Origin of the sequence: Streptomyces himalayensis subsp. himalayensis (genome assembly GCF_013778455.1) — a bacterium.
Taxonomy (GTDB): domain Bacteria; phylum Actinomycetota; class Actinomycetes; order Streptomycetales; family Streptomycetaceae; genus Streptomyces; species Streptomyces himalayensis.
In genome coordinates this window covers 1-26198 of the sequence record NZ_JACEHE010000029.1, presented here as the reverse complement: position 1 = coordinate 26198, position 26198 = coordinate 1, and the positions used below count along the sequence as shown (strand labels likewise).

Annotated in this window: 16 protein-coding genes; 9 read left to right on the top strand and 7 right to left on the bottom strand. The window is 72.3% G+C overall.

The features are described from left to right. Positions 1 to 186: 186 nt before the first annotated feature. Positions 187 to 1977, top strand: a complete 1791-nt coding sequence (locus tag H1D24_RS33145) for an AlkA N-terminal domain-containing protein (RefSeq protein ID WP_181661435.1) — start codon at positions 187 to 189, stop codon at positions 1975 to 1977. 127 nt (positions 1978 to 2104) lie between these two features. On the opposite strand, the gene H1D24_RS33140 is transcribed toward H1D24_RS33145, so the two are convergent. The 3 genes from H1D24_RS33140 to H1D24_RS33130 form a co-directional block, all read right to left on the bottom strand. After that, on the bottom strand, positions 2105 to 4501 hold the full coding sequence (locus tag H1D24_RS33140; protein ID WP_374064459.1) for a glycosyl hydrolase family 95 catalytic domain-containing protein: 2397 nt from the start codon (positions 4499 to 4501) through the stop codon (positions 2105 to 2107). A gap of 265 nt (positions 4502 to 4766) precedes the next feature. Then, positions 4767 to 5249 carry a DUF456 domain-containing protein gene (locus H1D24_RS33135; protein WP_181661433.1) on the bottom strand — a complete coding sequence of 161 codons (483 nt, stop codon included), beginning with the start codon at positions 5247 to 5249 and terminating at the stop codon, positions 4767 to 4769. Between the two features lie 271 nt (positions 5250 to 5520). Continuing rightward, the gene (locus H1D24_RS33130) at positions 5521 to 6522 is read right to left on the bottom strand and encodes a helix-turn-helix transcriptional regulator (RefSeq protein ID WP_181661432.1); all 1002 of its coding nucleotides are present in this window, start codon (positions 6520 to 6522) and stop codon (positions 5521 to 5523) included. A gap of 200 nt (positions 6523 to 6722) precedes the next feature. Here H1D24_RS33130 and H1D24_RS33125 point away from each other — a divergent pair, with 200 nt between their 5' ends. From H1D24_RS33125 to H1D24_RS33110, 4 genes are all read left to right on the top strand, one after another. After that, positions 6723 to 10490, top strand: a complete 3768-nt coding sequence (locus H1D24_RS33125) for a S8 family peptidase (protein ID WP_181661431.1) — start codon at positions 6723 to 6725, stop codon at positions 10488 to 10490. Between the two features lie 135 nt (positions 10491 to 10625). Next, on the top strand, positions 10626 to 12638 hold the full coding sequence (locus H1D24_RS41835; RefSeq protein ID WP_220137524.1) for a protein phosphatase 2C domain-containing protein: 2013 nt from the start codon (positions 10626 to 10628) through the stop codon (positions 12636 to 12638). Between the two features lie 72 nt (positions 12639 to 12710). Then, on the top strand, positions 12711 to 14453 hold the full coding sequence (locus tag H1D24_RS33115; RefSeq protein ID WP_181661430.1) for a pyruvate dehydrogenase: 1743 nt from the start codon (positions 12711 to 12713) through the stop codon (positions 14451 to 14453). A gap of 228 nt (positions 14454 to 14681) precedes the next feature. Further along, positions 14682 to 15110 (top strand): ATP-binding protein, encoded by a 429-nt coding sequence (locus tag H1D24_RS33110; RefSeq protein WP_258564500.1) that lies wholly within the window; start codon positions 14682 to 14684, stop codon positions 15108 to 15110. Between the two features lie 26 nt (positions 15111 to 15136). On the opposite strand, the gene H1D24_RS33105 is transcribed toward H1D24_RS33110, so the two are convergent. Next, the gene (locus tag H1D24_RS33105) at positions 15137 to 16210 is read right to left on the bottom strand and encodes a DUF2637 domain-containing protein (protein ID WP_181661428.1); all 1074 of its coding nucleotides are present in this window, start codon (positions 16208 to 16210) and stop codon (positions 15137 to 15139) included. 234 nt (positions 16211 to 16444) lie between these two features. Further along, a complete protein-coding gene (locus tag H1D24_RS33100; RefSeq protein ID WP_181661427.1) occupies positions 16445 to 17329 on the bottom strand; it encodes a (2Fe-2S)-binding protein in 885 nt (294 codons plus the stop codon). A 439-nt stretch (positions 17330 to 17768) separates the two neighbouring features. Between H1D24_RS33100 and H1D24_RS33095 the strand changes: the two genes are divergently transcribed. Next, positions 17769 to 18551: a GntR family transcriptional regulator gene (locus tag H1D24_RS33095; protein ID WP_181661482.1), complete on the top strand. Its 783-nt coding sequence runs from the start codon at positions 17769 to 17771 to the stop codon at positions 18549 to 18551. Positions 18552 to 18858: 307 nt separating this feature from the next. Here the strand turns inward: H1D24_RS33095 and H1D24_RS33090 are convergent, their stop codons facing one another. Both H1D24_RS33090 and H1D24_RS33085 read right to left on the bottom strand, forming a co-directional pair. Further along, positions 18859 to 19641, bottom strand: coding sequence for a hypothetical protein (locus tag H1D24_RS33090; RefSeq protein WP_181661426.1), 783 nt, complete (start codon positions 19639 to 19641; stop codon positions 18859 to 18861). A gap of 241 nt (positions 19642 to 19882) precedes the next feature. Next, positions 19883 to 21613 carry a PucR family transcriptional regulator gene (locus H1D24_RS33085; protein WP_181661425.1) on the bottom strand — a complete coding sequence of 577 codons (1731 nt, stop codon included), beginning with the start codon at positions 21611 to 21613 and terminating at the stop codon, positions 19883 to 19885. 246 nt (positions 21614 to 21859) lie between these two features. Here H1D24_RS33085 and H1D24_RS33080 point away from each other — a divergent pair, with 246 nt between their 5' ends. From H1D24_RS33080 to pucD, 3 genes are read left to right on the top strand one after another with little or no spacing between them, the layout of a single operon-like run. Further along, on the top strand, positions 21860 to 22750 hold the full coding sequence (locus H1D24_RS33080) for an FAD binding domain-containing protein (RefSeq protein WP_181661424.1): 891 nt from the start codon (positions 21860 to 21862) through the stop codon (positions 22748 to 22750). Continuing rightward, a complete protein-coding gene (locus H1D24_RS33075; RefSeq protein WP_181661423.1) occupies positions 22750 to 23367 on the top strand; it encodes a (2Fe-2S)-binding protein in 618 nt (205 codons plus the stop codon). The genes H1D24_RS33080 and H1D24_RS33075 overlap by 1 nt, the downstream gene beginning before the upstream one ends. 2 nt (positions 23368 to 23369) lie before the next feature. Then, positions 23370 to 25754 carry a xanthine dehydrogenase subunit D gene (pucD, locus tag H1D24_RS33070; protein ID WP_181661422.1) on the top strand — a complete coding sequence of 795 codons (2385 nt, stop codon included), beginning with the start codon at positions 23370 to 23372 and terminating at the stop codon, positions 25752 to 25754. The last annotated feature ends 444 nt before the right edge of the window (positions 25755 to 26198 follow it).

The window sequence follows — 26198 nt, the reverse complement described above, 5'->3', positions numbered from 1 at the left end:
GTCCGGCACGCTGGCCCACCCGCGCGCGCCCACGAGGACGGGCCCACGAGGACGGGCCCACGGGGGACCGCGCTCAAGCCGACCGGGCTTGAGCGCGGTCCGGGGCCCCGGGGGCCCGTCAGGGCCCCGAACGCCACGTCCGATTCCCGCGAGCCCCGTCGCAGGCGACCCCGCACACTGGATGACGTGGTCGATGAAGAAACCAGGTATGAGGCGGTGCGCAGCCGCGACGCCCGCTTCGACGGGGAGTTCTTCTTCGCCGTCGAGACGACGGGCATCTACTGCCGCCCGAGCTGCCCCGCGGTCACCCCGAAGCGGCAGAACGTCCGCTTCTACGCCACCGCGGCCGCTGCCCAGGGCTCCGGGTTCCGGGCCTGCCGGCGCTGCCGTCCGGACGCGGTGCCCGGCTCCGCCGAGTGGAACGTGCGTGCCGATGTGGTCGGCCGCGCCATGCGGCTGATCTCCGACGGGGTCGTCGACCGCGAGGGCGTCGGCGGCCTCGCCGAGCGCCTCGGCTACAGCGCCCGCCAGGTACAGCGGCAACTCACCGCCGAGGTCGGCGTCGGCCCCGTCGCGCTCGCCCGCGCGCAGCGGGCGCACACGGCGCGGGTCCTGCTCCAGACCACCGGTCTGCCGGTCACCGAGATCGCCTTCGCGGCGGGCTTCGCCAGCGTCCGGCAGTTCAACGACACGATCCGTGGCGTGTACGCCGCCACGCCGACCGAGCTGCGTGCCGAGGGCCGCCGACGCGGCAAAGCCGTACCGCGGGACGTCACGCCCTCGGCCGGCGTCCCGCTGCGGCTCGCCTACCGCGGCCCGTACCAGGCGGGAGCCGTGTTCGACACGCTCGCACGCGAGGCAGTCCCCGGCGTGGAGGAGGTCGCCGGGCACCGCGGTACGCGGGTCTACCGGCGCACCCTGCGGCTGCCGTACGGCACGGGCATCGTGGCCGTCGAGGAGAAGACCGCAGGCCCGCGTGCCGCAGCCCGTGGTCCTGCGGCTCCGGCGGGCGCTGTCGGTCCCGCGACCGCTGCCGGTGCCGACGCTCCTGCCGGTCGCCCCGAGCTTCCCGGTTCCGCGGGTACCGCCGCTCCTGCCGACCCCGCCAACTCTCTCGGCCCCGCCGACGTCGCCCGTGGTCCTGCGGTTCCGGCGGGCGCTGCCGGTCCCGCGACCGCTGCCGGTGCCGACGCTCCTGCCGGTCGCCCCGACGTTGCCGGTGTCGCCGATCGCGCCGGTGCCGCGAACCCTGCCGGTGCCGACGCTCCTGCCGGTCGCCCCGACCTTCCCGTTCCCGCGGGCCCCGCCCACCCTGCCGATCCCGTCATTCCCGCCAACCCTGTCGACGCCTCCACCCCTGGTCCCGCCGGCGCCGCTCGCGGCGGCTGGCTCCAGGCACGCCTGCACCTCACCGACCTCCGCGACCTGACCACCGCCGTGCAGCGGCTGCGGCGGCTCTTCGATCTGGACGCCGATCCGTACGCCGTCGACGAGCGGCTCGGCGCCGATCCCCGGCTCGGCCCTCTGGTCGCAGCGCGGCCGGGGCTGCGCTCGCCCGGCGCCGCGGATCCCGCGGAGTTCGCCGTGCGTGCGCTGGTCGGGCGGAAGGAGGCTGAACGGCTCGTGCAGCAGTACGGCAAGGCCCTGGACACGCCCTCCGGCACGCTCACCCATGTGTTCCCCGAACCCGGCGTACTCGCCGAAGCGGAGGGCGGCACCCTCGGTGCCCTGGCCTCCGCCCTCGCCGACGGCACCGCGCGCCTCGACGCGGGCGCCGACCGGGACGACGCCGCGGCGGCGCTGCTCGCCCTGCCCGGCATGGACCCCCGCACCGTCGCTCTCATCCGGATGCGCGCCCTCGGCGACCCGGACGTGGCCCTGCCCGACGAGCCGGTGCCCGACGCATGGCGTCCCTGGCGCACGTATGCCTGTCAGCACATCTGGTACGGAGGCGAGTTGGCGCAAGGCGGCAGCTGACGCAAAGGCAGCAGCTGACCCAGGGCCCGGGGGCGTGGGCGGCTCCCCGGTCAGTCACCCACCGGCCCCGGCCCCCGCATCGGCGCGCGGCCCTAGCGCCACGGACGTAAGGCAGACAGCCCCCGGCTCACGCAGGCAGCCCCCACCGCGGCGCCGCCGCGATCGGCTGAACCGGCTCGATCCGCAGCTCGGGGCGGTCGCCCTTGGCCGTGATCAGCGCCGACTCGCCCTTCTGCAGGGCGATGTGGATCGTGCCGTCGGCCACGTCCTCGTACCGCAGCCCTCGGCCTCGCCCGTCCCGTACCTCGATGTCGCCCGCGATGCCGTGCCGGACGACGCACGGCGCGCCAGCCTCGCTGGTGAGTCGCACCCAGCGGGTCGCCCCGTCTTCCCGTACCGCGCTGAGCAGGAAGGCGCCCTGCGTCCGGAAGTCGTGCAGGACCAGATCCGCCCAGGCGGCCGGCAGTGCGGGAAAGACCCGGATGATGCCGCCCCAGGACTGGCAGATCATGTCGTGCAGGGACTGTGCCGCCGACAGCGGTGTCTCGATGACCGGGCCCGACTCCTTGTACATCGTGTTGGCCTGGACGAAGCGGGTCATCAGCTGCCCGAGATACGTCAGTGCGTCGTCGCCCTTGCCGAGCAGTGCGGACATCGATGCGGCGCCCGTGAACGTGTAGCCCTGCAGGGCGCCTTCGAAGCCGACCCAGTGGGCGAGGGACTTCTCGATCAGCGCCTTCTCGTCGGGCGTGCGGCCGGTCACCTCGTAGAGCGGGTACACCGCGAGCAGATGCGAGTAGTGGCGGTGGGACTTCGCGAAGGGGATGTCCGCGCCGATCATGTAGCCGTTGGCGTCCACCGGATACGGCGTCAGCTTGGCGAGCACCTCCTGCCAGCGCGGCGCCAACTCGTCGTCCACACCGAGCAGTTCAGTCGTATCGAGTAGGGTGCGGCAGCCCCAGCGCAGCAGCATCAGGTCGTAGTTGCAGTCCCGGCTGTTGCCGCCGTACTCGGGCGAGAAGGTCGCCGGAAGGTGCAGCTTGCCGTCAGCGCCCGGCACGAGGAAGTGCAGGTAGTAGTTGACGGCCTTGCGGAGGAGGGGGAAGAGGACGTCGCGGAGGATCGACTCGTCCATGGTGTGGCGGTAGCTGAGCCATACGTTGTGCAGCGCCCAGGTGAGGTTGCCGACCTCGGGCGTGGGCGGGTCCTGGCCGGGGATGCCGACGCCGTAGCCCTCGGCGTTGCTCGTCGCGCCACCGTTGACCAGATGGATGTCCGTGGTGCGGGGAATGCCGAGCGAGTCCGTGCGGTACGCCGGGGCCATCTCCGCCGTGAGGTTGTCGCGGTACTCGCTCAGCGCCCGTGTGACGGCGTCGAGTTCGAGGTGGTTGGAGCCGTGGATCGGCCAGTACTCCAGCTGCACATTGAGGTTCCACCAGGTCGCGGGCCAGGGTGTGGGCTCCAGCCAGGGGCCGCACGTCGCCATCACGGGGGCGTCGCGCCGGGCGGCGGAGGCCAGCTTGTAGAGCTGTATCCAGTAGAAGCGCTGGATGCGGGCGTCGGGGAGGGACAGGAAGCTCTTGCGGTAGTAGGCGTTCCACCAGGCTCGGTGGGGCGCGGCGAGCAGGTCGTACGGGAGTTCTGACGCGCTGCGGACGGCGCGCAGCGCGCGAGCGCGGGCCGAGGTATCCGGGAAGGAGTGGGCCACGTGCACATACAGCGTCCGGGCCTCGCCCCTGGTGCGCTCCCGCCACGCCGTGACGTGCTGACCGCCCGCGAGCAGCGGCTGTACGGCGGCCGATATGCCGTCGTACTCACCGGTCTCGGCGGGTGGGTTGCTCTCGTACCCGGCCGGGAGCGGACGGAACGCGGCGCGCGGGCTGATCGCCTGGGCCGGGTGGAAGGCCCAGCGGAAACCGCGCTCGCCCTCGCTCGGGACCACCTGGACGGCGAGCACGGAGCGCGAGTTGTGCACGAGCGCGCGGAGTTCCAGGGTGCCCTTGTCGGTGGTGAGGGTGCCGGTGAGTTCGGCGTCGCGCAGGCCGAGCCGCCAGTCCAGGCCCGTGACGGTACCCACCGTCTCCAGCGTGAAGTACCCGATCGGCAGCCGGGCGAGCCCGAAGAGCGAGCCGAACTGCGGGCGGTGGTCCTGTACCTCGGAGTGCTGGATGTTGAAGCGGATCGCCTTCGTCTCGGCGCCCGGTTCCGCGTAGATCCCGGAGCCGAGGAAGCCGTTGCCCAGAAACGGGCCCTCGTACCAGGTCTTCGGCATCTGCTGCCAGACCAGGTCGGCGTCGTCGAGCACCGTGCGCCAGGCATCGGCGGGGGCGGTGGGTTCGGTGCCGGCCGGGGCATCGGGGGCCGTCGCGGCCGTGGCCTGGCCCGGCACTCCTCCCGCGAGCAGCGTCCCGCCGAGCGCGGTTCCGCTGGCGAGCACGGATCTTCTGGACGGGCTGGGCGTCCCTGGCTCACTGGGCTCACTCGGGTTCCTCGGGTCCCTGGCGTTCCGCGACGGGCTGGGCATCCTGGGCTGGCTGGGCATCGCGCCTCCTGGCGGCTCGTTCAGCACTTGGCGGTTCAGCACTTGGCGGCTCGTACGCATGGCGGTTCAGCACTTGGCGGCTCGTGCGCATGACTTCGATTGATTCATCGGAGCTCTCCCTCGGCGCAAGGTAGAGATGGCCTGAAGAGGCGTCAATACGCTGGGAGAGATCCGATGTGTCCGGTGCGTACGTGGAGGGTGGAGGCCTCATTGGACGGCGCCCCGACGTGCGCGCAGCCCCCGTGCGTCAGCCCCAGATGACCGCCCCGAGCCAGGCCGCCAGGATCAGCAGGCACGCGAAGAGCTCCGCCAGCACGCTCCTGCCGCCGGACCGCATCGCCGTGCGCGTGGCGGACAGAGCGTCGCCGTGCCGGCCCAGCCGCAGCCGCTCCGACAGATAGATCCCGGACACGAAGCCGGGAATCGCCCCGATCACCGGGACCACGACGAACCCGACGAGCGCTCCCACCCCCGCCCACACCGGGATCCGGCGCGTGCCGCCGCGCCGGATCAGCCGACCGGGCGGCAGTTGCCAGCGGACGGCCTGGGACACCAGCAGCACCACGGTCGTACCCGCGAGCACGGCCCACGCGAGGCCCGTGGGATCCAGCAGCGCCCACCACAGCACCGCGGCCCATACCAGCCACGATCCCGGCACCCCGGGCACCAGCACTCCGCACAGGCCGAGCAGCATCACCACGCCGACCAGCAGGAGCTCCCACACTCCCATCTGCCCAGCGTGCCCGAGACCGGAGGGGCCCGCAGGTCAGATGCGTCGTGTCGCGCCCCGAGGCCCCACGCGGCCGCGTCCAGTCGGCCGCTGTCGGTCAGTGCCGGTCGCTGCCGGTCAGCCTCGGTCAGTGTCCGTCGGTGCCGGTCGGTCTCTGGGCCGCCGTCAGTGTCCGTCGGTGCCGGTCGGTCTCTCGGCCGCCGTAAGTGTCCGCCGGTGCCGGTCGGCCTCTCGTCCTCCCTCAGTGTCCGTCGGTGTCGGTCAGGGCCAGTCAGTCCTGGGGCACCCGCGCATGCCGCGCCACCCACCCCCGCTCGTACGCATGCCAGCCCAGCTGCAGACGGGTCGTCACGCCCGCCAGTTCCATCAGCCGCTTCACTCGGCGCTGCACCGTGCGCAGGCCCAGGTCCAGCTGCTTGGCGACGCTCGCGTCCGTCAGTCCGGCCAGCAGCAGCGAGAGGATCTCCAGGTCGGTGCCGTCGGGCGCCTCCGGCTCCTCCTCGGTGGCCTCGCCGTCCTCGCCCAGGCGCAGCGGCAGCGCCTCGCGCCACACCGCCTCGAACAGGCCGGTCAGCGACTCCAGCAGCCCGCTCGCGTGGACGACGACCGCGGCGGGCTCGGCGGCCCGTGAGGTGAGGGGCACCATGGCGGTCGCCCGGTCCGCGACGACCAGCTTCGTCGGTACCCGGTCCACGACCCGTACCTGCTCGTTGCGGCCCAGCGCGGCCGACAGCTCCGTGAGCCCGGTGGGCAGGGACAGCACCTCGCGCTCGATCACCACCCGGTAGGCGACACCCCGATTCGCCGCCTGCTCCTCCGCGTCGTTGTCCATGCCGGAGACCGCGACGGGTTTGCCGGTCACCAGCGCGCAGACCTCGTCGGTCGCGCCGAGCTGCAACTGGAGGAAGCGCTGCGAGACGGCGGCCGCGCCGGTGACCACCTCCACCAGATCGTGCACCGCGGGCTCGGCGGCCTGGGAGCGGTACTCCTCGGCGAGCAGCGCGGCCGCCAGCTCCGCCTTCTCGAGTTCGTGCCGCTGCTGCGTGAGGAGCGCGCCGAGCGCGACGCCGGGCGGCGCCGCGACCCAGCGTCCCGGCCGGGCCGACGACTGCGCGGCCAGACCGTGGCGCTCCAGGCGGCGCAGTGCACGCTCCGTGTCGTACTCGCCCAGCGTCAGCCGCCGTGCGAGATCGGGCACTTCGGCGGCCCCCACCGATACGAGCGCTCGGTACGCCGATTCGTGCGTCTCGTCCAGACCTATCGCAGCCAGCATGCGGCGACGTCCCTCCCCAGGTGTCGGTTCCAGGCGGGGCGCTGTGGCGGGAAACAGCCACGGCGCAAACCCGCCCCCGGACATCATCGCCGCACCACCTGTCTCTCTGCCAAGGTGGCGCCACCGCAGTACCAATTGCCGCCTTCTGTGGCGGCTTTGGCCTGCCTGACCTGGGCGGATTCGGAAGATTTGGGAGTGCGATGCGCGCGACACCGCGTACGGCGGTAACGGCGGCGATCACTGCCGTGCTGGCCGTCACGGCGGTCGCACCGTCAGGGGCACAACCCCGGGACGGCGCGGCCGACGGCACGAGGCCTCTGGTCGGCAGCCCCGCCGCCGCACAGGGCGACGGGACCCGACAGGCCACGGTCACCCTGGTCACCGGCGACCGCGTCGTCGTCCGCACCGACAAGGACGGCCGCAGCACCGCCACGGTGCTGCCGCACGAGGACGGCACCCAGCCCCTCGTACAGACACGCCAGTCGGGCAAGGACCTGTACGTCTACCCCGAGAGCGCCATCCCCGCGATCGCTTCCGGGAAGGCCGACGAGCAGCTCTTCAACGTCACGGGCCTGGTGCGCCAGGGCTATGACGACGCGCACACCGACCAGTTGCCGCTCATCGCGACGTACGACACGTCCGTCGACGTCGCCGAGAGCGCACCCGCCGCCCCGCGCGGCTCCGAGCGCAAGCGGGTCCTGGACGCGGTCGACGGTGTCGCGCTGAAGGCCGACAAGAAGAAGGCCGCCGACTTCTGGGCCGATGTCACCAACTCCCGCTCCCGCGCCGCCGGCGATCTGAAGAAGCTGTGGCTGGACGCCAAGGTGGAGGCGACCCTCGACCGCTCCACCAAGCAGGTGGGCGCCCCCGAGGCCTGGGCCGCCGGGTACGACGGCACCGGCACCACCGTCGCCGTCCTCGACACCGGTGCTGACGCCGACCATCCGGACCTCAAGGACCGTATCGCCGAGTCCAGGAACTTCACCGACTCCGACACCGCCGACGACCGCGACGGCCACGGCACCCACACCATCTCCACGGTGGGCGGCTCCGGCGCGGCGAGCGACGGCAAGAAGAAGGGCGTCGCGCCCGGCACGCGGCTCCTCGCCGGGAAGGTCCTCAACGACTACGGCTACGGCGAGACCTCCTGGATCATCGCCGGCATGCAGTGGGCCGTCGACCAGAAGGCCGACGTCGTCTCGATGAGCCTCGGCAGCCCCGAGCCCACCGACTGCACGGACCCGATGAGCATCGCGGCCGAGGAACTCGCCGGCACCTCGGACACGTTGTTCGTCGTGGCCGCCGGCAACTCCGGACCCGCCCTCAACAGGGTCTCGTCGCCCGGCTGCACCCCCGGCGTGCTGACCGTCGGCGCCGTCGACCGCGACGACTCCACCGCCTCCTTCTCCAGCCCCGGACCCGCGCCGCACACGCACACGCTCAAGCCCGAGATCGCCGCACCCGGCGTCGGCATATCCGCGGCGGCGGCCGGCGGACGCGGCGTGTACGCCTACCAGTCGATGTCCGGTACGTCGATGGCGACCCCGCATGTCGCGGGCGCCGCAGCGATCCTGAAGCAGCGCCACCCCGACTGGAGCCCGCAGGAGCTCAAGGCCGCGCTGGTCTCCTCCGCACACAGCGGCATCCCCGGCGACGTGCGCGAGACGGGCGGCGGACGCCTCGACGTCAAGGCCGCCATCGGCCAGACGGTCCTCGGCTCCCCGGCCGTCCAGGGCGGCACCTTCGACTGGCCGGGGACCAGCAGCGACCGCACCACCGTCGAGGTCCCGTACACCAACACCTCTGACAATCCCGTCACTCTGGACCTCTCCGTGACGGGCGTGACCGGCAACGACGGGACGAAGGTCCACGCCACCGTCGCCAAGCTCGGACAGCGCTCCGTCACGGTCCCGGCCGGCGAGACCGTCAAGGTCCCGCTGACGCTGGACCCGTCCGCGCATCTCGAGCGCAGCCAGTACGGGGACGTCACGGGCCGCGTGATCGCCGAGGCCGACGGCGTCACCGTCTCCACGCCCTTCTCGCTCTACGTCCAGCCGGAGACCGTCACCCTCCGCGTGAAGCTCGTCGACCGGCTCGGCGAGCCCGCCTCCGGCTTGTCGTCCCTCGACGTGATCGGCACGGACGACGCGTCCGGCGAGCGCCGCTTCAACGAAGGCGCTGCCGACCAGACGTACGAACTGCGTCCCGGCAGCTACTTCCTCTCCGCGTTCGTCGCGACCACGGACAACGGTGGCGACCTCGTGAACTCCCTTGCGTACCTTGCCCGTCCGGAGTTCGAGCTCACCAAGGACACCACCGTCGTCCTCGACGCCCGCGTGGCACACCGGCTCACCGTGGAGACCGACCGGCCCACGGAGGACCGCAACACCACCCTCGCCTTCGCCCGTTCCTGGGACGACACCTGGCTGCACGGGGGCTCCATGAGCGGCAACCGGCAGGTCAAGGGCTACTACGCCTCGGTCGAAGGCCGTGCCCACGACGGCGACTTCGAGTTCGGCAGCTACTGGCGCCGCTACGCCCCGCAGATCGAGTCCTTCGGCATCGAGGGCGGCCCGCAGCTGCACCCGGTGACGGCGAGTACCGGCTCCGACAACCTCGACGGCAGCGGCTCGGCCGAGGTCGTCGACGCGGGCAGCGGCACCGCGGCGGAGCTCGCCGCCGCGAACGTCAAGGGCAAGATCGCGCTGATCAAGGTGGCGGACGACGAGACGTACCTGTACCAGCAGGCGCAGGACGCCAAGAACGCCGGAGCCGTAGCCGTCGTCGCCCACCACGCGTCCGCGGACCGCTGGTACCCGTCCGTCGGCTGGACCAACGGCCCCCTGCCGGTCCTCGCGCTTCCGGCAGACGAGGCCGGTGAGCTGCTCGACCGGCTCGCCTCCGGCCCGGTCACCGTGAAGTGGCAGGCGACGGCGGCCAGTCCGTACGTCTACAACCTCGCCTTCCCCGAGGACGCGCCCCTCGCCTCCGACCGCGCCTACAAGGTGGGCGACACCAAGCTCGGCCGCAACGAGACGACGTACCACGCGATGGGTGTGGCCGCGGACTACCTCGACGCGGTCACCGCGTACCGGCCGAACGCCGACGTCTACCTGACCGGACTCTTCGACCTGGTCGCCGCACCCGGCAAGCGCACCGAGTACTACACGGCCGGGGACACCTCGTTCTCCCAGTGGGTGAGCAGCAGCTTCCCTTACGGCGAGTCCATGCTGAACGCACAGCACGCCTACGAGGCGGGGGAGCGCCGCACCGAGAGCTGGTACGGCGGGGTTCTCGCGCCCACCGCGCCGCTCGACGACGCGGGCGAGCAGGAGCTGGCCGCCGAGCGCCAGGGCGATCTGATCGGCATCGCGCCGGCGTTCTGGGGCGACAGCGAGCACGCGGGCCTGCAGGGCAGCTTCGGCGACATCGGGTCGATCCAGCTGCGGATCGACGGCGAAGAGCAGGAGAGCAGCCCCGTCCCGTGGGGCGTCTGGAAGGTCCCCGCCGAGGACGCCGCGTACGAACTGACCCTCACCACCATGAAGTTCGGTATCCCGGGTCGTGTCTGGAAGCGCTCCACCATGACCCAGACCACCTGGGAGTTCCGCTCGAAGCTCGACGAGAGCGTCTACTCGCAGGGCCTGCCGATCCTCTTCCCGCAGTACCGGCTGCCCGAGGACGGCATGAAGACCCTGGCAGCCGAGGACGACCAGAAGCTCACCCTCGGCGTCACGGGCCACGCGGGCTACACCCCCGAAGCCCTCGAGTCGGCGCAGCTGTCGTACTCCTACGACGACGGCCAGACCTGGACCGAGGCCAAGACCGCCGTAGAGGACGGCACCTGGACCGCGACCGTGCATCACGCGGGCGCGTCGGGGAAGCCGGTCACTCTGAAGTCCGAACTGACGGACGCCAACGGCAATTCCGTCACCCAGACCGTGACCCGGGCCTACGACGTGCGCTAGCCCCAGGTCACACCGGCGCCGCCGGGCGGCTCTCCCGTGGGGGGTGGGGCCGTCCGGCGGCTTTGTTCCACCGGGGCGGTGCGGGATTTCCGGATGCCCCGTTTTCGGGCGCCCCGTCCTGTGGACAATAGGGGCATGAGCCATCAGGGGGAGAGGCACACCGGTCATGAGGACGACTGGTGGGGGCAGTTGTACGACGACTCCACCGAGGACACGGGCCCGACGGCCGCGGCCGACACCCTGGAGGACCGCTTCGCCTCCGCGGCGGGCACGGTGGGGTCCGGCCCGTCCCGGGCGTCTGCCGCGCCGGGCGCGATGCCCGACCCACGCGAACCGGCCGACGAGGTCCGGCCACCGGCCGACAGCGTCGGGTGGCCGGACGCGGGTCCCGGGGCCAGGTGGCCGGTCAGTGGCACCGGGGGAGTGGCGGGGTGGCCCGTCGGTGGTACCGGGGGAGGCGCGGGGCGGCCCGTCGGTGGTACCGAGGGAGGCGCGGGGCGGCCCGTCGGTGGTACCGGGGAAGGGGCCGAGCAGCCGGTCAGCGGTACCGGGCGGTGGCGGGCTCCTTGGGAGGTGCCCGCCGGGGACGGGGGGCCCAGGACGTTTCCGCCCGCGTCGAACTCGGCGTCGGCGGGCGCGGCATCGGCGGCCGGCGCGGCCGCCGTAACAGGCGCCAGGGTGCCGGACGATCGCCCCGAGCCGGAACCCGCCCAGCCGTCATCCCCGCACGTGGGTTCCCCCTGGTTACCGCACCAGCCCTCACCCCGCGAAGCCTCGGCGGTACCCCGCGACGCCTCCGCGCCGCACGGCGAAGCCTCGGCGGCACCCACCGAAGCCCCAGTGCCGCCCGCCGAAGCCCCTGTGCCGCCCGCCGAAGCCCCTGTGCCGCCCGGCGAAGCCCCAACGGCGCCCGGCGAAGCCCTCGCGCCGCGCCCCGAAGCCTTTGCGGCGGGCCGCCGTGATGCTTCCGTGGCGGGCCGCGACGTCTCCGCGGCAGGCCGCGACGTCTCCGAGGCAGAACACGAAGTCTCCGCGTCAGGCCGCCGTGACGCCTCCGCAACGCTCCACGAAGCCGCCTCCGCTCCCGGTCCCGGTTCATCCGCCGTCACCCCCGCCGAGCCGCCCCCCACCGTCCTCCACGTGGGCGACGGCCCGCCCACCTACGAGGCCGAGCCCACCGCCCTTCCGCCCGCCGACCCTGACGATCTCGACGACCTCGTCGCCGACACCGTCCTGGACGGCGCCCGGTACGGCTCGTGCACGCTGCGCGCCGCCTCCGTGCGCGGCGACTCCGCGAGGTTCCGGGGCGAGCCGCGCCGCGACTCGCTGCTCACCGCCCGCTTCGGCACCGGCAGCAGCGCACTCGTCCTGGTCGCCATGGCCACCGGCGCCCGTGCGACCCCTGGGGCGCACCGGGCGGCGGCCGAGGCGTGCCACTGGATCGGGCGGGCCGTCGGACGCAGCCACGTCCGCCTCGCCGAGGACATCCGGGCCGCCCGCCGCGGCGACCTCAAGTCGGGGCTGCACCGGCTCACCGACCGCAGCCTCGGCAAACTCCGCGCCAGCGCGGCCGAACTGGGCGTCCAGCCCGAGGAGTACGCGGCGACCCTGCGCTGCCTTCTGCTCCCGGCCGATCCGGAGTGCCGTACCCGCGTCTTCTTCGGCGTCGGCGCCGGGGGCCTGTTCCGGCTGCGCGACGGCGAGTGGCAGGACATCGAGCCGCGCGTCGCGGAGGCGGAGACGACGGGCCCCGCGGTCGTCGGCTGGGGGTCCCCCCGGACGGAGTCTGGGGGAGGCTCGCTGCCCCCGCAGACGTCCGCCGACGCACCGCACGAGACCCCGGACGGCGACCGGCTCACCATGGACCTCGGCATCACCACCCCGCCCACCCCCTACGACACCCCCCCCGAGCCGCCCCGTGAACCGTTCCGGTTCCGCGCCTCCGTAGCCCGACCGGGTGACACGCTGCTGCTGTGCACTGGCGGCCTCGCCGAGCCTCTGCGCGGCGAGCCGGGACTCGTCGAACACCTCAAGGCGCGCTGGGCGGACGGCGACCCGCCAGGGCTGGCGGCGTTCCTCGCCGACACCCAGGTCAGGGTGAAGGGCTACGCCGATGACCGTACGGCTGCCGCCGTGTGGGAGGCGTAACCCCGCACCCTGTGGATTCATGGAGGGGGTGGGCAGTCCGTCCGTGAAGCCACTCCTCAAGGTGCGTGCAGCATGGCCAAGCAGAACGTCGCCGAACAGTTCGTCGACATCCTCGTCCGCGCCGGCGTCAAGCGCCTGTACGGCGTCGTCGGCGACAGCCTCAACCCCATCGTGGACGGGATCCGCCGCAACTCCGCCATCGACTGGGTCCACGTCCGGCACGAGGAGACCGCGGCCTTCGCGGCCGGCGCGGAAGCCCAGATCACCGGCGAGCTCACGGCCTGCGCGGGCTCCTGCGGCCCCGGCAATCTCCACCTCATCAACGGCCTGTACGACGCCCACCGCTCCATGGCCCCCGTGCTGGCCCTCGCCTCGCACATCCCCTCCAGCGAGATCGGCCTCGGCTACTTCCAGGAGACCCACCCCGACCAGCTGTTCCGCGAGTGCAGCCACTACAGCGAGCTGATCTCCAGCCCCAAGCAGATGCCCCGGCTGCTGCAGACCGCCATCCAGAACGCCATCGGCCGCTCCGGAGTCAGCGTCGTCTCGCTCCCGGGCGACATCGCCGACCAACCCGCGCCGGACAAGGCGGTCGAGCACGCGATCGTCACATCGCGCCCCTCCGTGCGCCCCGGCGACGCCGAGATCGACAAGCTCGCCGAGATGATCGACGAGGCCGAACGGGTCACGCTCTTCTGCGGCAGCGGCACGCGGGGCGCGCACGCGGAGGTCATGGAGTTCGCCGAGAAGATCAAGTCCCCTGTCGGGCACGCGCTGCGCGGCAAGGAATGGATCCAGTACGACAACCCGTACGACGTCGGCATGAGCGGCTTGCTCGGCTACGGCGCCGCCTACGAGGCCACCCACGAGTGCGACCTGCTGATCCTGCTCGGCACCGACTTCCCGTACAACGCCTTCCTGCCCGACGACGTCAAGATCGCGCAGGTGGACGTACGCCCCGAGCATCTCGGCCGCCGCTCGAAGCTGGACCTGGCCGTGTGGGGTGACGTCAGGGAGACGCTGCGGTGTCTGACGCCGCGGGTGGCGCTCAAGACGAACCGCCGGTTCCTCGACAAGATGCTGAAGAAGCACGCCGACGCCCTCGAGGGCGTGGTGAAGGCGTACACCCGCAAGGTCGAGAAGCACGTGCCGATCCACCCCGAGTACGTGGCGTCCGTCCTGGACGAACTCGCCGCCGATGACGCCGTGTTCACCGTCGACACGGGCATGTGCAACGTCTGGGCCGCCCGCTATCTCACACCGAACGGCAGGCGCCGCATCATCGGCTCCTTCTCGCACGGCTCCATGGCCAACGCGCTGCCGCAGGCGATCGGCGCCCAGTTCACCGACCGCAGCCGCCAGGTCGTCTCGATGTCGGGCGACGGCGGATTCTCCATGCTGATGGGCGACCTCCTCACCCTCGTCCAGCACGACCTGCCCGTGAAGATCGTCCTGTTCAACAACTCCTCGCTGAGCATGGTCGAGCTGGAGATGCTCGTCGCCGGGCTGCCGTCGTACGGAACGGCGAACCACAACCCCGACTTCGCGGCCGTGGCGCGCGCCTGCGGGGTGTACGGCACGCGCGTGGAGAAGCCCAAGCAGCTCGCGGGCGCGCTGAAGGACGCCTTCAACCACAAGGGGCCCGCGCTCGTCGACATCGTCACCGATCCCAACGCGCTCTCCATTCCACCCAGGATCAGCGCCGAGATGGTGACCGGCTTCGCGCTCTCCGCCTCCAAGATCGTGCTGGACGGCGGCGTGGGCCGCATGGTGCAGATGGCCCGCTCCAACCTGCGTAACGTGCCCCGGCCCTGATACGACCGCCGGGCTGTTTCGCTGGCGGGCCGCGCCGACCACCGCGTCCTGCCCAGTCGTTGACGAATGGACATGCGTGTCGCCCTGCCCGTGGGGCATGCATCCCCGTGTACGCGTTCGATCAGGAGGGAACCGACAACTGCGGTCGTACAGGCGGGGGTTATGGCGAGGCAGGTACGAGAGGGCGGTCCCGGCGCGGCAGGGGCTTCCCCGACGAGCACAGCCGAGATGTCGACCGACGGGGAAACGGGGGATACGACGACGCGACCGAACGAGCAGACACTGCTCCGGCGCACCATCGGACGGTCCGACCTGCGAGCGGTACCCGAGGCGCGGCGCGCACTGAGGGAGCTGCTGCGGCAATGGGGGAGCCCGGGAAGATCGGAGACCGCGGAACTGCTCACCACCGAACTCGTCACCAACGCGCTGGTGCACACCGACCATGACGCGGTGCTCACCGCCACCGTCGGCCGCCGCCTCCGGGTGGAGGTCAGGGACTTCGTGGGCCGCATACCCCAGCTGCGGGTACCGGAGACCGGTGACGGTACGCATGGCAGAGGACTGGTACTGGTGCAGTCTCTCGCGGACGCGTGGGGTGTGCACAGGCACGGCGTGGGGAAGGCGGTGTGGTTCGAACTGGACGGCGGCGCGGTGTGATGCCGTGACACCGCCGTCCCAGACGGTCAGCCGAATTGCTGCTCGAGATCCTTGAGTTTCCGCTCGAGGGAGTCGAGCCGCGGCAGGGTCATGGTGTCGTCCTCGGCGGTGAGGTCGACGGTGACCGGTTCAGTGCCACTCCTGACGGGCTGCAGGGAGGGCCGCGAGGGGGCGGGCAAAGGCCGCTGCTCCGGCGGGGGTATGGCAGGTTCCGCGCCGACCTGTGCCGACGCCGCGCCCTGGGTCCCGGCCCCCAGCTCGACATGGCGTCCCGACTGCAGCTCCACCTGGCGTCCGGCGCGCACGGACCAGCCCAGGGGCCCCCGGCTGAGCGCCCGGAACCTCGCGCGGTCCAGCTTCTCCTGATCGCGCCGCCGCGCCCGCTCCTGCTGCTTCTGCCGCCGGTCCTCGCGCACCTCGTCGACGGCCTCGTCCAGGGTGCGTACGCCTTCCAGCAGCATCAACGACCATGCGGCGAAGGTCTCACGGGGAGCCCGCAGCCACCGTACGACGCGGATCTGCGGCAGGGGGCGCGGCACCAGGCCCTGCTCGCGCAGCGCCGCACGGCGGGTCTGCTTCAGGGCGCGGTCGAACAGGACCGCCGCCGACAGCGACATTCCGGCGAAGAAATGCGGCGCACCCGCGTGGTCCAGGCCGCGCGGGGCGTGCACCCAGTTGAACCAGGCGGCCGCGCCCGCGAACGTCCACACGAGCAGCCGCGAACCGAGCGCGGCGTCGCCGTGGCTGGCCTCGCGCACCGCGAGAACGGAGCAGAACATCGCCGCACCGTCGAGACCGAACGGGACCAGGTACTCCCAGCCGCCGGTCAGATTGAGGTTCTGCCTGCCGAAACCGACCAGGCCGTGGAAGGAGAGGGCGGCGGCGACTGCGGCACAGCAGAACAGCAGCAGGTAGGAGGCGGTGCCGTAGACCGCCTCCTTGCGCCTTCGGCGCTCCTCGCTGCGTTCCCAGGAGTCGTCGGCGGACGCGTTCTCCCCGGCGCGCTTGTTGCGCGCGAGCACCGCCACCGCCGCCAGCATGCCCAGGAGCAGTACGGCGCCCGGAAGCAGCCAGTCGAGCGATATGTCGGTCAGTCTCATCTGGGGTCCCTTGCATCGCGTTACGGCGTTTCGCGCGCCATAGTGGCTCAATCCCGATGACCCTCAGGGGGTTTCGGGGCAAGAGAACGCCATTGGTGGGAGAGGGACCGCGGAGAGCCGCCTTCTGCTCGAACTGCCGGTTGAGTTACGACGGTTGTGTTCGATTCAGGTGCGCCGGAAAGAGTGGTTCGCGGGGAACGGGTTGCGGTAAGGGGTGGACCTGTGCGGGGAGAGTCAGCCGGTCGCGGCGCTCAGCTTGGTGATGCGGTCCGCGTCGCAGGTGCGCGGGCATGTGACGCAGGTGTCCTCGGGGCGCAGCGTGTAGAAGAGGCAGCAGCTGGCGCGGTCCCGGGTGGGCAGTGCCTCGCCGTTCGGACCGGTCAGCTCCCGGAACGCGGCCGAGCCTACGTACGGCTGGGTGGCGCCCGGCAGCAGCTGCTCCAGCTCGGTCATGGCGCGCTGCTCCTCACCGAGCAGATGCGCGATGTACCAGAGGCCTTCGACGACCTCGTCCGTCGCCATGCCCCACAGCGCGCGGCTCCGGCGGCGCATACGCGGTCCGAAGCCCGCCAGTACCGGTTCCAGATGCTCGGCGACCGCCGCGCGCACCTCGGCGCGCAGGGCCTCCTCGTCCGGGACGACGCGGGCGCCGGGGAGTGCGGCCGCCGGGTCGCCCGGCAGGCATGCGAAGTCGCCGGTCCGGACGGCCATCCGGCCGCGGGCGCGCTGGAAGGCGACGTGCTCGACGGGGTAGCGGGGCACGCGCCGGTGCAGGAACCACGGCACGGTGATGAGCAGGCAGGCGGGCCAGGCGTAACGGTGCAGTCCGAAGCTGGCGACGACGTCCGGGCGGGCCTGCTGTCCGTAGTCCCGCAGCACCTGGGCGTTGTCCCAGGCGAGGAAGGCGTCGAGAGCCGCGCCGCCCTCCGCGAGCCGGGTGGCGGCCACCCAGCCGCCGTCCCGCGGGGTCGGGTCGTCCGGCCCCAGTTCCCTGATCTCCAGCCCCGGAAAGACCTCGGTCAGCCGGGCATACGCGTCGGCGACGGCCGAACGGGCCGGGCGCACGGCGCCGTGGCGAGAGGTGCTTTCGGCCTGTGCGGGCGGGGCGACAAGGGACATGCGGGGCACCACCACATCACGATCGTTAACAGGTAAGCCTTACCTTACCCAATGTGATCCAGGTTTGAACCAGGGCCTGCTCGCCCTATCGTGCGTGGGGTCACCTTTTCTTCCGCCTCGGGGTGACCACCAGCATCAGCAGGATCAGAGCAGGATCAGAGCAGGATCAGAGCAGGATCAGAGCAGGATCAGAACAGTCAGCCGGACAGGACAGGAGGACCTCGTGGAGCAGGCCGGCGCGCATGACACGCAGGGCCCCACGGGGCTGTCCGACGACTCCGCCGAGCCCGCGTCCGAACCGTTCGTGGCGCGTCCCGGCGAGCCCGAGTCCGAACCGTTCGTGGCGCGTCCCCGGCCGGCTGCGCCGACGGCGTCGTCGACGGCGCCCGCAGCCGGTACGGCTGTGCCGAGGTCCCGACCGGGCACGCCGTCGCAGTACCTGCCCCCCGCCCAGCAGCAGCGGCCCCCCGCACCGCCGGGGCCGTCCGGGGGCGGCGACACGGCCCGCGGCGAGCACACCCACAGCGAACCGCCGCTGCCCCTGCCGCGCAGGGCCCCGGACGGCTTGGCGGAGTCAGGTGCACTTGCGCCGCGGCGGCCGGTTCAGCGGTCCTCCGTACGGGGGCAGGTTCTCGATGCCTTGCGTACCGCCCTCGTGGAGGGCGAGCTCGCCCCGGGCGAGGTCTACTCGGCGCCGGTCCTCGGCGAGCGCTTCGGGGTCTCCGCGACGCCGGTGCGCGAGGCGATGCAGCAGCTCGCCCTCGAGGGCGCCGTGGAGGTCGTACCGAACCGGGGGTTCCGTGTCATCCGGCGCACCGCCGAGGAGCTGGCCGAACTCGCGGAGATACGGGCCCTGATCGAGGTGCCCGTGATGCTGCGGCTCGCCCGGACCGTGCCCGCGGCCCGCTGGGCCGAGCTGCGTCCGCAGGCCGAGGCGACGGTCGCGGCGGCGGTCGGCGGCGACTTCGCGAGCTACGCGGAGTCGGACCGCGCCTTCCACCGGGCCGTCCTCGCGCTGTCCGGCAATCGCCAACTGGTGCAGATCGCCGAGGACCTGCACCGCCGCGCCCAGTGGCCGTTGGCCGACGGCCAGGCGCCACGTGGCCGCGCCGGCCTCGTTGCCGACGCGGCGGAGCACACGGCTCTGCTGGACGCGCTGATCGCCCAGGATCTGGCCGTGGTCCAGTCGCTGGTACGGGAGCATTTCACGGGCTCCGCCTGAGGGCGTTGCCCGCGGTCACGGCGGCGCCGTCCCTGGGCCGTGTGCCCGCGGCCGTCTCCTGGGCGTGTGCCCGCGGCCGCGCCGTCGGTCCCAGCGCACCGGCGCCTGCTGCGCGCGTTGCCGCGGGCTTGCGCGGCCGGTCCCGGTAACCGGGGTCTCGAAACCATGGACCCGCCCCCTGGACCACGGTCCTCAGACGCCGGACGGGCTGAATCGCGGGCCGCCAGCTCTACGCCGGCCTGCAGGCCGATCCGCGGGCCCGGACACAGACGGCACCAGGCACACCCCGCCGCAGGCCAGGCGCGCGTCAGACCGCGGTAGCCGGCGGTGTGAGCCCGTTCGCCAGCCAGGTCGGCACGCCGCCGAGCAGCCGGAAGAGGCGCCCCGCCTCCGCGCGCAGTCGGGAGGCCTCCGGTTCCGTCTCCGCGTCGGCCAGAGACGCCAGCGCGGGAGCCGTGCCGACCAGGTAGCCGAGCTCCTCGCGGATGCGGAGGGACTCGGCGAAGCCGTGGCGGGCCTCGGCCAGTTCGCCCTCGCGGAGGGCCAGTCCGGCCAGATGGCGCCAGGTGAAGGAGAGCAGCAGCGTGTCGCCGTGCGCGGTGGCCCCGGCATGGGCGCGGCGGTAGGCGGCGCGGGCGGCCTGCGGCGAACCCGCGAGGTTCTCGGCGATCAGCCCGCGCCGGAAGTCGAGGAGCGCCCGCGCCGGTGCGCCCGGGGCGATGAGCGCCGCGGCCCGCCCCAGCGCGGCCCGCGCCTCGTCGGCCCGGTCCCGTACTCCGAGCAGCGTCGCGGCGTACGCGAGGTGCCCGCGCTCGCACGCGGCCGCCCCCCGCTCGTCGTCGTCATGGGCCAGCGCCTCCGCCGTACGCAGTGCGTCCTCGGCCTCGGCCCACCCCTGCTCGGTGTACAGGCACTGCTCCACCAGGAGCGCGACCCGCTGCAGCGCGGCTTCGGCGTCGTCGCCGGCGCGCGGTTCGAGCAGGGCGGCCGCATCGGTCCAGCAGGCGCGTGAGCGCAGCCGCCATACCGCGGTCTGGAGTGGATCGTCCCCTGCAGTCGTTCCGATACCAGACATGGCGGGATGCGCCACGTTGCCCTCCCCGAGCACACCATTGAGCTGTTGAGTCGTGGCGGAATCTCAGCATGAATCCGAGCGCCCGGCCAAGGGGGTGGGTGAAGGATTTCACAAAGTGTGGGAGCCGGTCGTGGACCGACGGGGACTGATTCAGGCGGTGTACCCGTCAACTCGTCAGGCGCCCCGGATGACCCTGCCGCGCCCGCCGACCCGGCAATCGGCGGTGTCACGCACCGTGCGCGTCAGCGCGGGCGCCTCAGCTCATGCGAAGGGCGAGGAAGAAGTCCAACTTGTCCTCGAGGCGCGACAGATCACGGCTCGTCAACTGCTCGATTCGCCCTATCCGATAACGCAACGTGTTGACGTGCAGGTGCAGACGGGTGGCGCAACGGGTCCAGGAGCCGTCGCAGTCGAGGAACGCCTCCAGCGTGGGGATGAGCTCCGCCCGGTGGCGCCGGTCGTAGTCGCGCAGCGGGTCGAGCAGGCGGGCCGTGAACGCGCGGCGCACATCGTCCGGCACGAACGGCAGCAGCAGGACATGGGACGCCAGCTCCTGGTGACCGGCGGCGCACACCCGGCCGGGACGGGCGGCCGCGACACGGCGGGCGTGCCGGGCCTCCTCCAGGGCGCCGCGCAGGCCCTCCGCCGAGTGGACGGCGGCACTGACGCCGAGCGTAAGCCGCCCGTCATCGGCGAGGCCCGCCGACAGCGGGTCCCGTACGGCCTCCAGCACGCCCTCCGCGGACAGCCCCGACTCCTCCCCCATTGCCTTGAGGGCATGGGAGGCACCCCCATCGTCGCGCTGAGCGGACACCGACGACAGCGGCACCAGCGCGATCGCCTCCGTACCCGTGTGGGCGACGGCGATACGGTCGGACGGCTCGGGCCCGGACGACCGGGGGTCGACGAGGATCTCCTCCAGCAGCGCCTGGGCCACAGGTCCGCCCTCGACGTCACCGCCCTCCCACTCGACGCCCGCCACGACGACCTGCCAGTGCGGCGCCACGCCGAGCCCGGGCAGCAGCACGGGCGCGGCCACCCGCAGCCGCGCCGCGATCTCGGCCGGGGCAGCCCCGGCCTGCACCAGCTCCAGGACCTCCTGGGCGAGCCGGCGCCGCACCGTGCGCGCCGCGTCCCGCCGGTCCCGTTCGACCGCGATCAGCTGGGTGACGCCGTGCAGCAGGTCGAGGCGCTCCTCGGGCCAGTCCCCGGCGTCGGCCTCGACGGCGAGCAGCCAGTCGGACAGCACGGTCTCGCGTACGTCGCGCGAGCCCGCCGCGCCCGGGCCCGTAGCCGTGGTCGGACGGTGCCCCGAGCTGCGGACGGGGAACAGCGAGTACGTCGTGGTGCCCACCGTCACCCGGTAGGGGCCGCGCCGCCCGGTGCGGACCGCCGCCAGATGCTCGGCCGCGAGCCTGGCGCGCACGTCCGGCGCCGAAGCGGGCCCCCCGTTGGTCGAGCCCGCGATGGCCCGCCCGGTGGGCGAGAGCACCCACGCGCGCAGGTCCAGGTCGGAGCGGAGCAGGTCGAGCACCGCGTCGGGGCCGCCGCCGCCCGGGCCCGGCGTCATCAGACGGCGGTGCCGGTCCACCACGGCCGCCAGGTCGCCCGCGCGCTCGCCGGACACCTGACGTACGACATGCTCGGTGATCGTGGCGAAGGCCACGGACTCGTCGACCGAGAACAGCGGCAGGCGGTGGCGCGCGCAGGCCTCGACGAGATCGTCGGGGACGGCGCCGAGCTCGGCCTCACCGGCCGCCAGCGCCGACACCCCGGCGGCGGTCAGGATCCGTACGAACGGCTCGGAGTCCGCGGCGCCGCGCCACCAGGCCAGGCCGGTGAGCACCAGCTCACCGCCGGAGAGATAGCGGCTGGGGTCCCGCAGGTCCGTCGTCATCACACCGCGTACGGTGCGGTCCAGCTCGCTCTCGCCGCCCAGCAGCCGCAGCCCCAGCGCGTCGGTGTCCAGCAGTGCGCGCAGGCGCATGGTTCTCGTCGCCGCCGATCTTTCTCGATGGTGCCTGTGGTGCGGATCCGGCGGTCGTCGTTTCCGGGCGAAGACGACGGTGTTACCGGGGATCGCCGTTCATACGAATCTACAAGAGTAGTGCTCTGGTCAGCCAACTCCTTCATGGTTTCCGTGACTGACCCCGGCGGAGTACAGCGCTGTGTACTGACCTTGATCCGCGTGAACACCACATGAACGAGCTGAACTCAGAAGAAGAGAGCCAGCATGGACTTCCTTCGCCCCGCCGGCTGGGAGGAGGCGCTCGCCGCGAAGGCGGCGCACCCCACGGCCGTGCCGATCGCGGGTGGCACCGATGTGATGGTCGAGATCAACTTCGACCACCGGCGGCCCGAGTACCTCCTGGACCTGAACCGCATCGGCGAGCTGGGCGAGTGGGAGGTCGGCGAGGACACCGTCCGCCTCGGCGCCTCCGTCCCGTACACGCGGATCATGGAGCATCTGCGGGCCGAGATGCCGGGCCTGGCCCTGGCCTCGCACACCGTGGCGTCCCCGCAGATCCGCAACCGCGGCGGCGTCGGCGGCAACCTCGGCACCGCCTCGCCCGCCGGGGACGCGCACCCGGCGCTGCTCGCCGCCGGAGCCGAGGTCGAGGTCCAGTCGGTACGCGGCTCCCGGCTCATCCCGATCGACGCGTTCTACACCGGCGTGAAGCGCAACGCACTCGCCCCCGACGAGCTCATCCGGGCGATCCACATCAAGAAGGCCGACGGTCCGCAGCAGTACTCGAAGGTCGGCACACGCAACGCCATGGTCATCGCCGTATGCGCGTTCGGCCTCGCGCTGCACCCCGAGACCCGGACCGTACGCACGGGCATCGGCTCCGCCGCGCCCACGCCGATCCGCGCCAAGGCCGCCGAGGAGTTCCTGAACGCGGCGCTCGACGAGGGCGGCTTCTGGGACAACGGGAAGATCATCACCCCGTCGGTCGCCAAGCATTTCGCCGTCCTGTGCGCGGCTGCCTGCAACCCGATCGACGACGTCCGCGGTACGGCGAGCTACCGCCGCCACGCCGTCGGCGTCATGGCCCGCCGCACCCTGACCTGGACCTGGGAGTCATACCGCGGCACCGCCCGCACCACCGAGGGAGCTGCGTAATGCGAGTGACGTTCCGCGTGAACGGCCGCCGGCAGGAGGCCGACGACGTGTGGGAGGGTGAGAGCCTGCTGTACGTGCTGCGTGAGCGCCTCGGCCTGCCCGGCTCCAAGAACGCCTGTGAGCAGGGCGAATGCGGTTCGTGCACGGTCCGCCTGGACGGGGTGCCGGTGTGTGCGTGCCTGGTCGCTGCCGGGCAGGTGGAGGGCCGGGACGTGGTGACGGTCGAGGGGCTGGCCGACTACGCCAAGCAGCGGTCGGCGGGCGGTGGTTGCGCCACGGCCGCCTGCGGCACATCCGGCCCTGGTACGTCGCTCGACGCGGCCCGGCAGTGGGAATCCCGGCCGACGGACTCCGCGACCGGCGAAGGTACGGCCACCTCCCCGCGTGCGACGCTCTCGCCGATCCAGCAGGCGTTCATCGACGCCGGTGCCGTGCAGTGCGGCTTCTGCACGCCCGGACTGCTGGTCGCCGCCGACGAGATGCTGGAGCGCAACCCGAACCCGTCCGACGCGGACATCCGCGAGGCGCTGTCGGGCAACCTCTGCCGGTGCACCGGCTACGAGAAGATCCTCGACGCGGTCCGCCTCGCGGCCGCCCGGCAGTCCGAGGGGGTCTGACCATGGGAACCACGGGCACGCCCACCAACATCACGCAGGGCTCCCGGACCAGCGGCGGCATCGGCGAGTCCACGCTGCGCCCCGACGGCACCCTGAAGGTCACCGGGGAGTTCGCCTACTCGTCCGATATGTGGCACGAGGACATGTTGTGGGGCCACATTCTGCGCTCCCCGGTCGCGCATGCGGAGATCGTGTCGATCGACACGAGCGAGGCGCTCGCCCAGCCCGGTGTGTACGCCGTCATGACGTACGACGACCTGCCCACGGACGTGCGGAACTACGGCCTGGAGATCCAGGACACCCCCGTACTCGCCAACGGCCGCGTACGCCACCACGGCGAGCCGGTCGCGATCGTCGCCGCCGACCACCCGGAGACCGCGCGCCGCGCCGCCGCCAAGATCAAGGTCGAGTATCGCGAGCTGCCGATCGTGACGGACGAGGCGACCGCGACCGCGCCGGACGCACCGGTCCTCCACCCGGGGCGCACGGATCACCACGCCCCCCACGCCCCGCACCCGAACATCGTCCACCGCCAGCCGATCGTGCGCGGCGACGTGGAGGAGGCCCGGGGGCGTGCCGACGTGATCGTCGAGGGCGAGTACGTCTTCGGCATGCAGGACCAGGCGTTCCTCGGCCCAGAGTCGGGCCTTGCCGTCCCCGCCGAGGACGGCGGCGTCGATCTCTACATCGCCACCCAGTGGCTGCACGCCGACCTCCGCCAGATCGCGCCCGTGCTGGGCCTGCCGGAGGACAAGGTCCGTATGACGCTGGCGGGCGTCGGCGGCGCGTTCGGAGGCCGTGAGGACCTGTCGATGCAGATCCACGCGTGCCTGCTGGCGCTGCGCACGGGCAAGCCGGTGAAGATCGTCTACAACCGCTTCGAGTCCTTCTTCGGACACGTCCACCGCCACCCCGCGAAGCTGTACTACGAGCACGGGGCCACGCGCGACGGCAAGTTGACCCACGTGAAGTGCCGCATCGTTCTGGACGGCGGGGCGTATGCGTCCTCCTCGCCTGCGGTCGTGGGCAACGCCGCCTCGCTCGGCGCCGGCCCGTACGTCATCGACGACGTCGACATCGAGGTCATCGCCCTCTACACCAACAACCCGCCCTGCGGCGCCATGCGCGGGTTCGGCGCGGTCCAGGCGTGCTTCGCATACGAGGCGCAGATGGACAAGCTCGCCGCGAAGCTCGGCATGGATCCGGTGGAGTTCCGGCAGCTGAACGCCATGGAACAGGGGTCTGTCATGCCGACCGGGCAGCGCGTCGACTCACCGGCCCCGGTCGCCGAACTCCTCCGGCGGGTCAAGGCGATGCCTCTCCCGCCGGAGCGCCAGTGGGAGACCACCGAGGGCGCCGACGTGCGCCAGCTGCCCGGTGGCCTGTCCAACACGACGCACGGCGAGGGCGTCGTACGGGGTGTGGGCTACGCGGTCGGCATCAAGAACGTCGGCTTCTCCGAGGGCTTCGACGACTACTCCACCGCGCGGGTGCGTATGGAGGTGGTGGGCGGGGAGCCGGTCGCGGTCGTCCACACCGCCATGGCGGAGGTCGGGCAGGGTGGTGTCACCGTCCACGCGCAGATCGCCCGCACAGAGCTGGGTGTCACTCAGGTGACCATCCAACCGGCGGACACGCAGGTGGGCAGCGCGGGTTCGACGTCCGCGTCCCGTCAGACGTACGTCACGGGCGGCGCCGTCAAATACGCCTGCGAACTCGTCCGCGAGAAGGTCCTGGAGATCGGGCGCCGCAAGTTCGGGTCGTACCACCCGGCCTGGGCCACCGCCGAACTGCTGCTGGAGGGCGGCAAGGTCGTCACCGACGGAGGCGAGGCGCTCGCCGATCTGACGGACCTCCTGGAGGACGAGGTGGTCGAGGTCGAGGAGGTGTGGCGGCACCGGCCCACCGAGCCGTTCGACCTGCGCACCGGGCAGGGCAACGGGCATGTCCAGTACTCGTTCGCCGCGCACCGGGCCGTCGTCGAGGTCGACACGGAGCTGGGGCTGGTCAAGGTCATCGAACTGGCCTGCGCCCAGGACGTCGGCAAGGCTCTCAACCCGCTGTCCGTCGTCGGCCAGATCCAGGGCGGCACCACACAGGGGCTGGGTATGGCGGTGATGGAGGAGATCCTCGTCGACCCGAGGACGGCGAAGGTCAGGAATCCGTCCTTCACGGATTACCTGATCCCCACGATCCTCGATACGCCGACGATTCCCGTCGACGTGCTGGAACTGGCCGACGAGCATGCCCCGTACGGGCTGCGGGGTGTCGGGGAGGCGCCGACGCTGTCTTCGACGCCGGCGGTGCTGGCGGCGATCCGGGCAGCGACGGGCCTGGAACTCGCCCGGACCCCGGTCCGCCCGGAGCACCTGACGGGGATGGCGTAGGCGCGCCGCCGACGGCGGCGGTGCAACGCCGGCGCCGCTGCGGGCCGCGTGGCCTGCCTGCGCCCCCAACGTTGTGGGCAGGCGTTCCGCAGAGCTGGGGGCACCTCCCAGCGGTAGCTGGAGGAGGGTGGGCACAACACACGACGGCGGGTGCCCTTTCGCGTACTGGTCCCCCGTCGGGGGTTACCCGAGGGCGGAGGGGTGATCCGCCGTCGGGTGCCGCTGCGCCCACCCTCCCCCATTGCCTTAAAGGCATGGGAGGTACCCCCATCGCCCCAGCGGCACGATTGCCCGCAGCGGTTGGGGGCACGTTTCCCACAACGATGGGGCCGCTGCCCACAACGGAACGGCGTCGCCAAGGAGACCCACATGCTGGACATCGCTGATGAGCTGGCCCAATGGGTCGCGCAGCGGCGCGGCTTCGCCGTTGCCACCGTCGTGGCC

Bases quoted from the DNA above. Each gene is read 5' to 3' on its own strand.
- H1D24_RS33140 (WP_374064459.1), bottom strand. From the start codon at position 4,501: ATGCCCAGCCCGTCGCGGAACGCCAGGGACCCGAGGAACCCGAGTGAG.
- H1D24_RS33135 (WP_181661433.1), bottom strand. From the start codon at position 5,249: ATGGGAGTGTGGGAGCTCCTGCTGGTCGGCGTGGTGATGCTGCTCGGC.
- H1D24_RS33130 (WP_181661432.1), bottom strand. From the start codon at position 6,522: ATGCTGGCTGCGATAGGTCTGGACGAGACGCACGAATCGGCGTACCGA.
- H1D24_RS33125 (WP_181661431.1), top strand. From the start codon at position 6,723: ATGCGCGCGACACCGCGTACGGCGGTAACGGCGGCGATCACTGCCGTG.
- H1D24_RS41835 (WP_220137524.1), top strand. From the start codon at position 10,626: ATGAGCCATCAGGGGGAGAGGCACACCGGTCATGAGGACGACTGGTGG.
- H1D24_RS33115 (WP_181661430.1), top strand. From the start codon at position 12,711: ATGGCCAAGCAGAACGTCGCCGAACAGTTCGTCGACATCCTCGTCCGC.
- H1D24_RS33110 (WP_258564500.1), top strand. From the start codon at position 14,682: ATGTCGACCGACGGGGAAACGGGGGATACGACGACGCGACCGAACGAG.
- H1D24_RS33105 (WP_181661428.1), bottom strand. From the start codon at position 16,210: ATGAGACTGACCGACATATCGCTCGACTGGCTGCTTCCGGGCGCCGTA.
- H1D24_RS33100 (WP_181661427.1), bottom strand. From the start codon at position 17,329: ATGTCCCTTGTCGCCCCGCCCGCACAGGCCGAAAGCACCTCTCGCCAC.
- H1D24_RS33085 (WP_181661425.1), bottom strand. From the start codon at position 21,613: ATGCGCCTGCGCGCACTGCTGGACACCGACGCGCTGGGGCTGCGGCTG.
- H1D24_RS33080 (WP_181661424.1), top strand. From the start codon at position 21,860: ATGGACTTCCTTCGCCCCGCCGGCTGGGAGGAGGCGCTCGCCGCGAAG.
- H1D24_RS33075 (WP_181661423.1), top strand. From the start codon at position 22,750: ATGCGAGTGACGTTCCGCGTGAACGGCCGCCGGCAGGAGGCCGACGAC.
- pucD (WP_181661422.1), top strand. From the start codon at position 23,370: ATGGGAACCACGGGCACGCCCACCAACATCACGCAGGGCTCCCGGACC.